At 46.5% G+C, this 14,608-nt stretch carries 12 protein-coding genes; all 12 read right to left on the bottom strand.

Annotated features, from left to right (window positions below):
• The gene (locus ACFYU8_RS12400; RefSeq protein WP_390298956.1) at window positions 1-642 is read right to left on the bottom strand and encodes a hypothetical protein; all 642 of its coding nucleotides are present in this window, start codon (window positions 640-642) and stop codon (window positions 1-3) included.
• Window positions 639-1,160 carry an imm11 family protein gene (locus tag ACFYU8_RS12395; protein WP_390298953.1) on the bottom strand — a complete coding sequence of 174 codons (522 nt, stop codon included), beginning with the start codon at window positions 1,158-1,160 and terminating at the stop codon, window positions 639-641. The genes ACFYU8_RS12400 and ACFYU8_RS12395 overlap by 4 nt, the downstream gene beginning before the upstream one ends.
• A gap of 15 nt (window positions 1,161-1,175) precedes the next feature.
• Window positions 1,176-2,279 carry a pentapeptide repeat-containing protein gene (locus tag ACFYU8_RS12390; RefSeq protein WP_390298950.1) on the bottom strand — a complete coding sequence of 368 codons (1,104 nt, stop codon included), beginning with the start codon at window positions 2,277-2,279 and terminating at the stop codon, window positions 1,176-1,178.
• Window positions 2,280-2,296: 17 nt separating this feature from the next.
• The gene (locus ACFYU8_RS12385) at window positions 2,297-3,772 is read right to left on the bottom strand and encodes a contractile injection system protein, VgrG/Pvc8 family (protein WP_390298947.1); all 1,476 of its coding nucleotides are present in this window, start codon (window positions 3,770-3,772) and stop codon (window positions 2,297-2,299) included.
• A 232-nt stretch (window positions 3,773-4,004) separates the two neighbouring features.
• Window positions 4,005-4,403, bottom strand: a complete 399-nt coding sequence (locus ACFYU8_RS12380) for a hypothetical protein (protein ID WP_390298944.1) — start codon at window positions 4,401-4,403, stop codon at window positions 4,005-4,007.
• A gap of 123 nt (window positions 4,404-4,526) precedes the next feature.
• On the bottom strand, window positions 4,527-4,754 hold the full coding sequence (locus ACFYU8_RS12375; RefSeq protein WP_390298941.1) for a DUF7660 family protein: 228 nt from the start codon (window positions 4,752-4,754) through the stop codon (window positions 4,527-4,529).
• Window positions 4,755-4,940: 186 nt separating this feature from the next.
• A complete protein-coding gene (locus ACFYU8_RS12370) occupies window positions 4,941-5,636 on the bottom strand; it encodes a hypothetical protein (protein WP_390298937.1) in 696 nt (231 codons plus the stop codon).
• A 502-nt stretch (window positions 5,637-6,138) separates the two neighbouring features.
• Window positions 6,139-6,522, bottom strand: coding sequence for a hypothetical protein (locus tag ACFYU8_RS12365; RefSeq protein ID WP_390298934.1), 384 nt, complete (start codon window positions 6,520-6,522; stop codon window positions 6,139-6,141).
• 119 nt (window positions 6,523-6,641) lie between these two features.
• Window positions 6,642-6,878 (bottom strand): HNH endonuclease family protein, encoded by a 237-nt coding sequence (locus ACFYU8_RS12360; RefSeq protein ID WP_390298931.1) that lies wholly within the window; start codon window positions 6,876-6,878, stop codon window positions 6,642-6,644.
• A 191-nt stretch (window positions 6,879-7,069) separates the two neighbouring features.
• On the bottom strand, window positions 7,070-7,573 hold the full coding sequence (locus ACFYU8_RS12355; protein ID WP_173618727.1) for a hypothetical protein: 504 nt from the start codon (window positions 7,571-7,573) through the stop codon (window positions 7,070-7,072).
• A gap of 392 nt (window positions 7,574-7,965) precedes the next feature.
• Window positions 7,966-8,556: a CbrC family protein gene (locus tag ACFYU8_RS12350; RefSeq protein ID WP_390235632.1), complete on the bottom strand. Its 591-nt coding sequence runs from the start codon at window positions 8,554-8,556 to the stop codon at window positions 7,966-7,968.
• A gap of 66 nt (window positions 8,557-8,622) precedes the next feature.
• Window positions 8,623-14,595, bottom strand: coding sequence for an RHS repeat-associated core domain-containing protein (locus ACFYU8_RS12345; RefSeq protein ID WP_390298928.1), 5,973 nt, complete (start codon window positions 14,593-14,595; stop codon window positions 8,623-8,625).
• Between the last annotated feature and the right edge of the window lie 13 nt (window positions 14,596-14,608).

The raw sequence follows: 14,608 nt of genomic DNA, 5'->3' as shown, positions 1-14,608 counted from the left end.
TTACGTCATGTTCAAATTTTGCTCAACCCGAAGCGTGCGAATCAACGCATGGGCCAAAGGCTGCCACACGAGCACTTCTTCGGACTCAAAATGAAAGCTCCCGAGTAGTGCCTGCCCGTCCATCGATGTCGCGAACAAGATTTGATAGTACGATTTGTCCTCGATGGGAATGATGAATTCGCTACAGGCAATTCTGCATCCATCCAGTTCGATAAGCTCGTTATGTACGACCTGCAAGCCTGCCTGCGTCTTTTTCACTTGTGCGGTCATCGCCTGCACAAACGACTCCACTCCACTCATCGGCAACAGATGTGCCATATGATTCAGACCGAGCATGACCGCGCTATTCTCCTCTTTATAGGTAAGCTGCTCGTTCTGATGATTCCCCCCGCTACTTGACCCGCGCCCCCTTGGTATGAGCTGCATCGAACGGGGCAACTGAATGCTGAGCTTCCCGTCAAAGAGGACACTCGCCGCGAATTCGAACCTGCGTCCTTCGTAATCCAGAATGCCTTTTCGCACACTATCCAGACACTCCTCCATCGTCAAATGCGCCTGCTGTTCTTCCATTTCAGCGAGCTGACGCCGTGTCTGGATGCTGTTCCATACATCCAAAATCTTTTCATCCCAGTAGATTGTCATAGCTCCCTCCGCATCACCTGCTCCACTTTCTGCAAAACAAATCCGTTCAAGCTTCTGCGTAGGAAGCTTTCCGCAGCATCCAAGCTCACCAGGATATACGGCTCCAAAATCCCTTGAACCGCAAAAAAATGATGTGCCTTTATCTTATCCCTGTCCAATACAAGCCTCTTTACCGTTCCATTCAAATGAAACTCAGTCTCCATCGATAGGCAATCGACAGCAGGTACTTGCATGGCCCAATAGACGTTTCGCAGATTGGTTTCGTTGTCGATCAAATCGACACGCTTCCATTGTACACTTGGATTGTACTTGGCAGTAATGTTTTTCATCTGCTCTGAAATTATAGGCAGTGGCTTTTCCAACCAATCTGTGTAGGCATGGGCCCCATTCATGTTGACCTCGAGAACGGATATCGGCGGGAGTTGCTCGAAGCCGTTTTCGTTTTGCAGCCCCAGACCCGATGGTACAACCTTTTGAGCCATTCGACCGTCATCTGCTAGCAAATAATAATCGCGCATGTCATCCCGCCTCCTTTATTCCGTTTTCCACTCAATCTGCTGTATCTGTACTTCACTCAATGCAAAGCGCTCCCGGTCCTTCTCGAGAAAAACGGCATTCCGCATATTCGCTCCATGAAAATTCGCATGATACAGACGAGAATGACGAAAATCCGCTTCTTCCAAATCAGCATATGCAAATTGGACACCGAGTAAGCCCGGTACACGATGCAGCTCGTCCGCACTGACTCCTTGTCCCTCGGCATAAGAAAAGATGGCTCCGCTCAAGTCAGCATGACGAAAATCGGCATCACAAAGAAGCGAATGGCTGAAATCGGCGCGTTGAAGCTTGCTCTTTACCCATCTTGTTCCGAATAGGATACACTCACGGAACTGACTGTCTGTAAAATCACTGCCACTAAAATCGCAATAGCGCAAATCCATTGCATCCACATTACTTCGCGGCAAATCCATGTGGGCGAACGTTTCATGGGTGCAAAACGTTCCTTTCGGTTGCCCAAGCAGGCTCCGGCTCTCCTTCTCCTCCCGCTTGATTCGCTGTTCTACGTACACCACTTCACTGATGTCTTTGAATTCTCCCACTCGTATGTACAGACGGTCTGCTTTCCTAATCTGTTGGTACTCAGGCAGCTTGATGACTTCCGGAATGGCTATTCGGGCAAGCGCTGTGACATACTGACAGAAAAGCTCCATTTCCTTTAGCACCATATGCTCCACATCAGCAGCGTGTAAAATCCCCATGTACTTTTTACGACTTGCATCCAATAGTTGAATGAGCGTGGATACCTCTTGCAAAACCCATGTTGCATCGTACCGTGCATAGCATTCCACGGGCTCCCAGTACCATTGCTCCGTATAAGCCTCCATTAAAAATGTGTGCGTGCCATCCAATACCGTTGTCCGAAGCATCGAGTAGTGAATAAACCCGACAGGGGGAAGCTCCTGTTTGTTCTGCATGAAGTCAATATGCTGGAGCATTTGCCGAAAAGACTCCACGAACTCCCAGACGAGCTGGTCCTTGTTTTGGTGGAAATAACGCTCGAGTGCCGCTACGCTTTCAGCCAACGCTGGCCGAAAGGTGTTATCGTGCAGATGCTGGAGCGCTTCCTCTTTCTTCATCGATGTAAGTTCCCCCTCTAGTTCATCTTGATTTCCGAACCTTTCATCTCGATCTTGTCTTCCAATTTGATCGTATTTCCTTTGCCACTCAGCTCTACTTTATCCGCACTAATATGAAGAGAAGCAGCTGATAGCTTAATGTCTTGATTCGCTGTTATATTCACGTTCTGGCTACTCTGGATATCGATTCCACTCGTATCACTGATCGTGATCGACATATCTCCTGTCGTGATCACAATTTTGTCAGGAGCCAGCACGATTTCCTTGCCATACTTGGTACGAAACGTTTTTACAGCAGGGTCCTTCATCCGGTCTCCCCCGCCACCTCCACCTCCACCTGGATTGCTTTTCGGGGTGGATTTCTTTTTTGGAGCTGGCTTGTCGTCGTCTGGGATTTCCTTGAGAACAGAGCTAATCGCGATACCGTCCTCTTCTTTTTTGCTCGGGAAATAAATCCGAATCTGGTCGTTCAGCTCTGGCATGACATACCAACCCGTTTGATCCTCGGAGGCATAAATCGTGGAGTAAGGGAACCAATATGCCGTGCTCTGATCCTGCTGATCATCCATGTCCAGCTTGGCCCGCACATTGTCCTTCTGGACTTGCAGCACCCGCCCCTGGATGGACGCCCCGATGATAGCATGGTTGTACTGCTTCTTACGCGCCAGACCTAAACGCGGAAAAAGCTTGTACGTGTGCGTGACAATGCCTTCCTTCATCTCCGTGACCGCTTCTCCGACAACAAGTGGTCTGGACTTGAAGTTCACCTCATTGCCTACCTCTAGCACTCGTTCGCTCTGCACTTCATACACGGTATAGTCCTGGTCATCGATTCCCGGAACCTTGTTCTCTGCATCACTCTGAAAATCCCCGACACGCTTGTGCACCGTATAATGACTAACGGCAAGCTTTCCTTTATCCTGACCCTTTGGCAAACCGAAATAAAACTTGGGAATGTCAAAAGCCGTTGTCGGGATCAAACCTGTATAAAAGCGCGACGCCATTCTCTTCAGGAACTGCCAATCGGTTTCTTCATACTGCATGATAAACGTCCCCAAAACCTTGCCGTTCGTAACAGAGTCAATAAAATCAGCTTTTCCGTACCCGGACAGCACCGTTTTCACAAGCCCCGCATAGGTCATCGCCGGGTTTTGAAACGAACGCTTTCTCGTTTTGACATCCAGCAAATAGGTATGAGAAATTGCCTCAAGCGACAAGTAATAAATACCGCGAACCGCTTTGACTTGGACGCGCAAAACGATGCCCTGGAACCACGTTTTCGGCTTGCCCGATTCATCCGCCAGTGCCACGTTGATCAGTGTTTGCGCATTTGTCTGGTTTACGTAGCTATCTTTTCGCTCTTCAGAAATGATCCCCGTGAGCGTCAGTCGCGCATGCTCGTTCATCTTTTTCACGACTTTCAGGGTTTGCAAATGAGTAAATTCATAGGGCGAGACTTGTATATCTCCATAAGTGAGTGTTCGATTGCTCATGGTATCCCCTCCTTGCCAGATGAACCCCACCCCTCCGATACTTCTAGGGAATTGGATTCACCCTTCCAAATAAGACCATTATTTTACACACTATCTTACAATCGGTATTTTTGGGGATTTTATGAATGGGTCGTTAGTCCTGAATGATATGATTTGGAGGCAAAGAGAGGGGCTTCGTACCATTCCTTTGCGAGGTGGTAGAAGCCCATACACACGATTATTCAGGTAAGCTTTAAACAACGTAATCCTCCGCTGCCTCCCTCACTTCCTCGTTTTTTGAATGTAATCCCAACAGGACGTATTCTTTGAGTAGCATCGGGACTGTCTCTTGTACTACCTCCAACAATCTGCGATACTCCCATTCATCATCTAGGTCGATGCATTCCCGGGCAATTACAGGCAAATGTTGATAAAGCCACTCGCTGGATATGTTCTTGAGCAGATCTCTTGCCAAGACGATGGGCCCGATATTCTGTCCATGGCAAGCAGACTCCAATAGGACCGTCAACACTTTCACTCCCGTTTCGAGAGGAGCAGTGGTAATCGTATTGATGTCATCATAGGCTCCTGCGTAAAATTGGTTGATGTCTGCTTGCATCCGTAGTCTATAAGGAGATTGTTCTCTTCTCATTGTTTCCCTCACATGTCCTGAACCAAAAATTTGCCCGCCGAATTTTGTGATGGAGGAGCGATCTTATGAATCATCCATCTATACCCAATCTCACACCGAATAAATCTAGCATGCAGCAAACGCTTACTCATAACGGCTTCCTGCAATTAAGATGGTAGCAAACAAATTCCAGTCTACAGATTCCAGATAATCGCTATCTTCAATCCATGACTCCACCCCACTTAGGAACTCTTCCAGAGACATGTTCGCCCACTCTTTTTTATTTTCCTGATAATCCTTAATCAAGTGAGAAATGAATTGAACCATTTCCTCTCTACTCTCAACCGTATTCGCTCTTTCTAAAATATCCATGCGAAACTCCTCCTACCCCCATGTCTTTATCTTCCATTTTAGTATAGATGTTTCAAAGGAGCTTGACGAATTGGGGAATGAAAAAAGCCCGCTGGCGTGCAACGGGCTTTCTGTCTCTTATGTGAGGGGGAACATCTGTCTAGTCAATAACAGGATTCGGGCTGTCACTATTCTCGGAGACGTTCCTTATTGAATAATCTCGGAAATCGCTTGCTTTTGCTCCAAAATCTCGTTTTGTACCTCGATCAGTTCTTTCAACAGATCAGCAGCCTCTTGCAAGGATGCAGCTGCTTGCTCCTTGTCGCCTGCCTTGAATACTTCCTTCGCTTCTTTCACTGTGTTTTTCTCATTTGCTTTCAGTTCTTTCGCTTGCTCTTTGTTCGCTTTCTTTTCTGTGCGAATTGGCTTCAATTCTTGGTTCATCTCTTTGAAAGAAGCTTTTTTCTCTTTTACCTGCGCCAATTCAGTTTGGACATGAGCGAGTTTTTCTTCGATAGCCGTATGGTTCGCGGCGATTTCAGCCTTGATGCTCGCTACCTTTTCTTTATCCTTTGCTTTTTTCGCTTCCTTCAATTCAGCAGACAGCGCCTTGTTCTCTTCACGGAGTGGCTTGGTCTCTGCCAACGCGCTTTTCACTGTTTCACGTACTTCTGGCGTTACATCGCCCCAAAGAACGTCCCATGCCTGTTTGTTGGTCTGGGTTTGAGCTTTCAGTTTATCTTGGAGAGCTTTTTGCTCCACTTGCAGTGCTTTTAGTGCTTGAACTTCAGGCAGGCTCTTCCACCCTGCTTCTTTCCCTTCTTTCTCAGCCGCAAAAGCTCCTACGGCACTCGTTACCAACAAGCTCGCTGCGATTACAGATACGGAAAGCATTTTTTTCATGTGTGAACACTCCCTGTCTTCTATGTGTTTCTTACAAACCAATCGTACCGTACGAGCGTTGGGAATGTTCGGGATAACCTCGTGAAAAGTAAGGGGAAAGTATGGGATTTGGGAAAAACACAAAAAGCCCAGGAAGGTCCTAGGCCGATCTGGATTGTCACTCATTGAAAGCTATTTGATACAACCGTTTTTGGTGTAATCTACTTCCACTTGCAAAAATGACATCATGTTCCACTTTTATGCAAAGCAAATTTGCAAAAAGGTGACCGCCTTGTCCTAAATTTTGAGTTTGGCGCTGACATAAACTCCATATCTTTTTCAGGCTTGATAAAGAAGTTCTTCCTCGCTCTCCTTCGTAGTGAGAACGAGGTCCTTACCTCCCAACATCAACTCTTTACCTCATCTATTTGAAACTGAGATTTCCCGACTTTGTGGTGCTGCGACTAACTTTCAAGCTATGTTACTTATTGTTTGGTTTCTTGATTGTATTGAAAGACTCTTGCTATGTTAACAAACCATTCTCTTCTAACACTTTATACCATTCATCATCTTTTGAACCAACGCTATTTATACTTCCTCCAGATTCAACTAGCTTAAATCCAATTTCTCCATATTGTTCCCCTAGAAAATAGTTAAGTAAGAAGTTATAGAAGTCTCCATACGATTCCAAAACAAAATTTTGATCTAAGGGATCTCCAAATAAACACGTTACTTGACCATTTTCCTTATTAATGAACAAAGGATACCTTTCAATTTTTCCTATACAAATCCAGTCACCATCAAACCTTTGCATTTCCTCTACATAAAACTGAATATCGGCAACTTGCCGTTGACCAAAAATATTGATAACCCCTCCAATTAATCTTTCATATCGATCTGTAATCAAGTAATAATCTTTTAAAAGACTATTCTCGGAATTTTTGAATTGTGCTTCATTCGTATTTTTAGTAATGTCCGCAAAGGTCAGACTAAATGGGTCGTCACTTAATATTCCACTAATTTTATCTATGTTTTCCGATTAATAATTCGATCATATTCCTCACCTTTCGAAACATCTTTTAACTGTACTCCCAATACTCCACCTAATCTTCTAAGAGGAAACTCCCTATGAATAACTTTTTCAACAAGAATCATTATTGTTCCATCTTCATGATGATGCTTTATATAACCTTCAGGTGCTTTATCAGGTGCCGGTACTGGTGAATCCGTATCCTTATTCAATTTAGCTTCTGTATTTGCCACTCTGTAATTTCCTGATCGATTAGTGGGGGATGCAATTTTTATTGTAACCGGTATTATTTGCGGTTATATCTACTTTTGAAGTCTCTCTCCTTAAATTGGATTATAAAAAATTTCAAAAAGCGACAAGTAACTAAACCACCTGTCGCTTTTTCGAATATTTCATAAATGTGTTCACTTTGGTAAATTTTACACTACTTTGTTATTGAGATTCTTTTTAATTGGTGTAAAGCATTCTTTTTCATTTCTTTTTCCTTTGATTTACTTAAGAGTTCTAATTTCTCTTTAGACTCTGGCGTATTTATATCACCTAGAGCCCAAATACATTTTACGGCAAGGGCATTTGTGTAATGAAGATACTCAAATTTTGTTAATGCTGCTTTATAAAGACTTTCTACCGATGAATTTGATTGAAAATATTGAAGCAAGCCAGCAATATCCTCATGTGCCTTATGCCAAGCTTCAGTAATTAACTGGTTTAACATTTCCAAATGTCTTTCATCAAACAAATCAAATGTAAATCCTATATAAAATAGTAATCCTAGGTCATCTTTATTTTTTTCTCTACAAATAACTTCTAACAGGTTGTCAATGTAGCTAGTTATTTCTATATTTCCCTTGAACAAATCCAAAAATTCTAGATCTGTTATTTCACCGCCAATAAGTTTATTTATTAGTATTCTTAGTTCTTGATTCATTTTTATATCCTTTCAAAACTAGTAATATTAAAAATATCCTATGCAGTTCCTTTTCCTTTTGCTGGTTTCTTAGTTTCTGCAAATACATAATACGTTTTGGTTACTCCAATTTCCTCCAGTTCCATAAGAAGCTGTGCAGGTCAGCGTTTGGTTGATCACATACCGTGTCTTCTTCCTCCCCAAGTCATAGAGATGCGCACGTATTCGACATCATAGGTGTCTCACTTCCCTAACAACTGCCCCTATCAGTTGTACACAAACCTATGGCTGGAAGATGCAAAAAAGGCTCATTCCAACTTAGTTGAAAGGTTGGAATAAGCCATTCATAATAAATTTTCGATAACGTACTTGAAACAACTCTAAGTAGCTAGTAACATCATTCTTTTCACAAATTATGTGTGATCAATATGAACTCTATGTTGTCCGCATTTAAGACACTGAAACAAATATATTCCTGAATCCTCACTTACTTGGTCCAAAGTATCAATACCATAGTTTTCCTTTATTGCAAACAATTCTTCATCTCGTAAATCTATCTTCGTCGCTGATATCTCACTTTTATTCACGTATCCAATAAAAGCACAAAATTCATCGCAGTGGCTTAACCATTGTGGCTCTTGCCATGAAATGTAACCAGGGGTACGAAAGAGTAACTCCTCTAGGTTATCATCTTTAAACTGTTCGACTTCATCGTATCCCATAAAATACATATACTCATTATTTTCGTCATCATAAGTCACGGACAACAACTGATCCTTATATTCTACTGCTGCCTGTAAGACACCATTATGTTGCTTAGTAGCGGTTCCTTCATAAATGCACCATGGGCAAACATTTTCAACTTCGTCTATTGAATAAAATGGTCCCACGTAGATATAATCCGTTTCTTTATTACAAATACTGCAATTTTGTGCAGGGACCTTTTTGAATACTCCAATATCGTACGCATTTGGTTGATACTTAAATATTGGTAGGTTATTCATTTAAAATATTCCTCCGATTTAGAAAAAGGCTGATGAGTAAGAACAAAACAAATCAGCCTTTTTGAATTATTTCTTTTTAAATCCATTAAATCCATGGTATACCACATCGAGAATCTCAGCATGCGTTCTAGGAGTTGCAACGAGTAAATTATCTAAGTCATAAACTGCTCCACCTCGTCCAATTGGAGTTTTATGGTGAATATTATAAACCATTTGAGGCCATGCAGATTGCCCTAACTGCTGTGTAATATCCGCAAAAGGTGCATTCCCATTTCGCATTCTTGTTTTATTTGCTTTGTGATATGAAGCAAATTCGTCCGCATACTTAGTATTAGATACAGCTTTCCAGAACGATTTCTGGAAATCACTAAAGTTTTTGAATGATTTACCTTTTAACTGATCTGCCACCTCTTTTGGTATAAGCCCTACATTACCATGTGTCCCACGAAGCATTTTTTCAAGCGATCCGGCTTTATGACCACCAGTAACAGTACCAGGGCTATTACGTCGTACCGTTGCAGATTTTGGTGCAGGTAACGCTAAGAATTTTTCGTTTTCACACTTCATCAACCCCAACGGATCAATGAACCCAATCGGATCCCCGTTCACATAAGCAAAACGGTTAAACGTTTGCCCGTCCGTCATATCCCCTTGGAGCACATCTCGGTTCAGGAACCGCTTCAATCCCGGATGGTAGTACCGCGCCCGCATGCAATACAACCCATTCGGATCGGTCATGACTCCATCACGTCCGTTATAGCAAAACGGCTGTTTTGTCCTGCCTTCGTGTGCTTCCAGTTCCCCGTACATTCCGTAGGTATAACGGTCAGTGACCCGACCATGCTCGTCCGTCAAAAGGGTCGTGCTTCCGCGCGTATCCGCGTGATAGGACAAATAGTCGCCTTGCGCATCCTCGCGACCAATGAGCCCCAGTCCATATACATAATACGCTTTGGCGCCTCCATTTTCCTCCAGTTCCATAAGCACCTGGGTCAAATCGGCGTTTTGGTCAACCACATACCGTGTCGTCTTTCCATTCCATGTCATCGAGGTGCGCACGTATTCGGCATCATAGGTGTAGCGAGCTTGTCCGGCACGGACGAGACGGTTGCGGGCATCGTACACATATGCTTCTGGCTGTTGCTTGCCAGGTAGCAGTAGCAGATTGCCTTCCTCGTCATACTGAACGGGTTGACCATCTACCATGTCCAGTCGGTTGTCCTTGGCGTACGTCATGTTCATAGCAAGACTCGAACCTGAGTCCCCAATAGCGGTAATATTCCCGCCCTGGTCATACGTATAGAGAATCTTGCGTCCTGCCATGGCTCCGCTCGTCAGGCGCCGCAGGGCATCATAGGTGTATTGCTTTTCTTCCTCTTGGATGATCTGCCCGAGCTCGTTGTACACAAACCGATATTGCTGGAGCATGACGCCTTGCGCATTCTGATCCCAAAGACGCAGAAGCTGTCCGGCTGCGTCATAATGACGCTGCTCTACCGTACCGTTCGGTCGATCTGTACGGATGAGGCGGTAATTTTCATCGTAGGTGTACCTTGTGACACGTCCTGCCCAGTCTGTGACAGTGGTCAATTGACCTGCGAGATCATAGGTATAGCGAACCGACTTTCCATCTGGATAGACGAGCGTTGCGAGTCTGCCTCCCGCATCATAGATGTACTGAAGCGTATTCCCATACTGATCTGTGCTGGAGACGATTCTTCCCAAAAGATCGTAGGTACGGCGCTTGGTGTCTTTTCCATCTTCTTTGACACTTACCACTCGACCCTCGGCGTCGAAAGTCCTGCGAACAGTCCCCGCGTCGTCCTGCTGCTCAATGAGCTGTCCAGCTGCATCGTAGCGGTAGTTCGTTTCCTGACCACGCGCATTGGTCTTGTCGGTCAGCCATCCGCGCTTGTCATAGCGGTAGGTCGTTCCTTCTCCGGTAGCATTGCGTTCAGCTAAAAGCAAACCACTAGCATCGTAGGAGAGGGTGGTTGCATTGCCATTGGCATCCGTATAGCTCGTTAGGCGTCCTTCTCCGTCGTATTGCTGTTTGTAGACGGCTGCTTCATTTTCCAATACCTCTGTTAGTCTTGCGGCTGCGTCATAGGAAAACTTGTTTTTTTGTCCAGCTGCATTCGTCGTGGCTATGACTTGATGAAGCTTGTTGAACTGGTATTGGGTTGTTCGTCCGAGACCGTCAATATGGGCAAGAATATTGCCTGCGCCATCATAGGTGAGCCCGCTCAATTTCTGTCCGGTTGCATCATAGACAGCCAGTAAACGCCCCGCCGCATCGTATTCATAGCACTGGGTGTTCCCCAACGGATCGGTGACAGACGTCACTCTGCCCATGGCATCGCGTTTGAGACTGGTCTTCGCCCCGGTTGGATCTACCACCCCAACGATCTGCCATTCCTTGTCGTACTCATAACGAGTGGCTTCACCATAGGCGTTCGTAATGGATTCTACTTTTTCCGTAATCGTGTAGCCGATCTTTGTCGATGCTCCGGTCGGTGTTGTTTCCGCTATTCGACAATCTTGTGTATCGTAGGTAAAGGAATGTATCCTTCCGAGAGGATCTGTGACACCAACAAGATTATCATTGGCATCGAATACCTGACGCAAAGAACCCCCAAAAGCATCCGTAAAGGTTGTCATCCTGCCTGTAGGGTCGAAGCCGACGCGGAAGATACGGCCTTCTGGGTCTTGAGCGGAAACAAGCATTCCCTGTCCATCGTAGTGATAAGTGGTTTTTGCGCCTGTAAAATCGATATAAGTGCTTCTTTGCCCGTGCTCGTTATACCCGATGGAAGAGGTGCAGCCGTCTGGTCTTGTCATGCTGACCAACCGCTCGTGTTCATCATAGGCGTAAGTCGTGACTCCGCCTTCCGCGTCTTCTTCTGCTGTCATGAGGTCTTTTTCGTTGTACGTATACGTCGTTGTATTGCCAAGAGGATCTGTCTCTTTTACCAGATTCCCGCGATTGTCATACGTGTAAGTCGTTGTTTCGCCCGCTCCGTTTGTTTCAGAAGTCGTTTGGCCCCACTCATTATAGGAGTATTTGGTGACCGTACCATCCTTCTCGGTCTTCTCCAGCAACTGGCCATCGTCGTCATGGATCATGACCTCGACATGCCCATTGCCGTCTGTGAAGGTCGTGACCATCATGCCAGGGCGGCTCTCGGTATCGTAGTGAAAATAACCAGGGATGCCTGCCGCGTCTGTCTGGCAGATGATGCGTCCTTCTTCGTCAAACGTATTCGTGTAGACGATGACGCCATCGGATGCCAGAGATTCCAATTGGTCATTTCCTGTATAGGACAAGTCAGTGACAACACCATTGGGATTGGTGTAGCGAGTCATTCTGCGGTCGGCATCATACGAAAAGCGAAGGGAACGAGTCCCATCGGACAATGCTGACACCAAGCCATCCGCCCCATACTCCAGAGAAAACGCTCGACGACTCCGCTCTTCTGTCAAGCGATTCAGCCTGCCATGCTGGTCATAGCCGAAGAGCAGCGACATTCCGGCAGCCACCGTATGGCGAAGTGCTTGTCCATTTCTGGCAAAATCGTACGTCTCTCTCGTTTCCTTGACCCACAGCGTATAGCCGTCTTGTCTTTCCCGCAGTTCGTCAAAAAAGACGTCCCCATCGCTGGACCGATACAATCCGTCCTGAACACGAGTAAAGGTGTTGGCGCGACCAGCATGCCACCAAACCGTAATTTCTTCGCGTGTCTCATCCAGGAATTCCAGGCGCATTTCGTAATTGTGCGTCCACGCTTTGCCTAGTGCTCCCTCTTGCAAAAGCAAGGAGTTGTAATGCAGCTCAAACGTCCACGTCTCGGCTCCATACAACTTGAGGGCAGGATGAACGATAAACTGCGCTCCGGTGCCTCCGTGTATAGGGTCTCGAAGGCAACTTTTCAGCTTCGCTTTTTTGATGTTCCGCTTTTTCAGTCTATTGGTGTTCTTCTTCGTCACACGAACTTTTTTACGGCGCCCGGTAATTCCCGCTACAGTTGAGAAAACACCATCCGTCGCATAATCTAATGCCTCAGATCCGGCTTCCTTGAGCACTTCTTTCACAACAGGCTTCTGCATGAACTTGCCGAGCATGCTCTTCTTCAGCTTCTGCACTGCCGCAAGCTTGTCCATACTCTCCTGAATGTTCCGCGCAGCAGTGACGACCTTGCCTTTCACCGCACTTGCTGCTTTGGCAGTCGCCTTTACCGCTTTCGATACACCCAGTGCTTTGTCCGCTGCCTTGACCGCTTTCGTTGCCTTGGTCATCGCTTTTGTTGCCTTCACTGCTTTCGTCGTCAGCTTTGCCGCAGTCACTGCCGTACCCGCACCTGGAATCGCTGCCGCAAGGGACATAGCGGCACCAGCATAATCGCCACGTGCGACAGATATCCCCGCATTGACAACGTCTGCAACTTCCCCGATGACAGGGATCATCCCGACGATATCGAGTCCAAGCTGCAAGCTATCGAGGAAGCCCCAACCAGACTCTTCCTCTTCCTGCTCCTCTTCGACGACTTCCTCCTCTTCTTCCTCCTGCGGCAAATCCTCCACAACCACAGGCGCCTTCGTCAGCCCGACCATCTCAATCTTCGGAGCTTGAAGATCCACTTCCCCGTCCAAAATCATGCTGCTGGTGCTGCACATGAGGTAGATAGCTTCCTTGGCCTTGATCTCAACTTTCGTATCTGACGTAATCTCCATATCCTTTTCCGAGGAAAATACGATCGGATGCATACTGTGAATCTCAATGCCGTCTTCTTCGTGCAGCTTGATAAAAATATTGCCTTCTTCGCTCTCCTTAGCTGTAAGAACGAGTTCCTTGCCTCCCAACATTAGCTCTTTGCCAAAGTTGGTTCCCCAGTACTTGATGCTGGGATTGCCTGTCTTCGCTGTGCTGCCTCCGCCCTTTCGCACGGAACTGACCGCCATGGCACCTTCCTCGTCTGGCGTGGAGAAGTACAGCTTGACCGAGTCGCCCATTTGCGGCATGCAGTGAAAGCCGCTGTTGCCCTCTGCCGAGTAGACGGTGGCATACGGGAACCAGCTCGCCTCTGCCTTGGGCTGCTTCGGATCGATGTCGAGGTGGATTTTGACGGTGTCCTTTTGGATGTCGATGATCTTGCCTTCCAGAGCAGCGCCACAGATGTCGTCGTTGCGAATGGGATTTTGCCGGATGCCTGCTTCGGGCATGAGCTGATAGGTGTGAATCAAGAGGGCATGGTCGATTCTGGTGGTGGACCCTGCGACGACCAGCTCTTTTCCTTGGTAGTTCACGCGTTCCCCAAGCTGGAGGACCTGTCCGCTTTCTACTTCATAGGTGAGAAAATCGTTTTCCGACATACCTGCCGCATAGCCGTTTTCTGTCGTTTCCATATAGGGCGACAGCCTTTTGCTGACAGTGTAGCTGGCGTCTGTCAATTGGGCGGTGCGTCCCTCCGGCAAGCCGAACCAGAACTTTGGCATATCCGCGACGGCTTCAGCGACGAGGATGGAGCCGAAACGAGAGGCCAGTCGCTTCAAGAACTGCCAATCTGTCTCCTGATACTGGATGGCGATGGTCCCAAGCGGCGCGCCGTTCGAAGCATGGTCCAAATAATCCGAACCGGGATAGTCCTTCGTGATTTCATCCAGCAGACTGGCATACGTCATTTGTTTATGCTGAAAAGAGCGCATCTTGCGCTGTCCGTCCATTCGCTGCGTGTGCGAGACCGCTTCCAGCTCCAAATGGTACACGCCGCGAACGAAGTTCACACTGACGGAATCCACGAGTCCTTTGAACAATGTCTTCGTCAGCGCGCCGTTTTCTACCAAATTCAGCGCAACTATATCCTCGCTCGTCGCCATCTCGATGTAGCGGTCACTTTTCTCCTCCGGGATGATTCCAGTGACGAACAATCTGGCGTGCTCATTAACTTTCTTCACGATTCTGACATCTTGCAGGCTTTGGATTTCAAAGGGTGAGACCAACTGGATATTCTCGTATCCAGCCAGCTTCTCTGTCGTATTCATACAATCCCCCTCA

The organism is Brevibacillus sp. NPDC003359 (assembly GCF_042878995.1).
Taxonomy (GTDB): domain Bacteria; phylum Bacillota; class Bacilli; order Brevibacillales; family Brevibacillaceae; genus Brevibacillus.
Note: the sequence above shows the minus strand (reverse complement) of the source record. Positions and strands in the feature narration are given on the sequence as shown.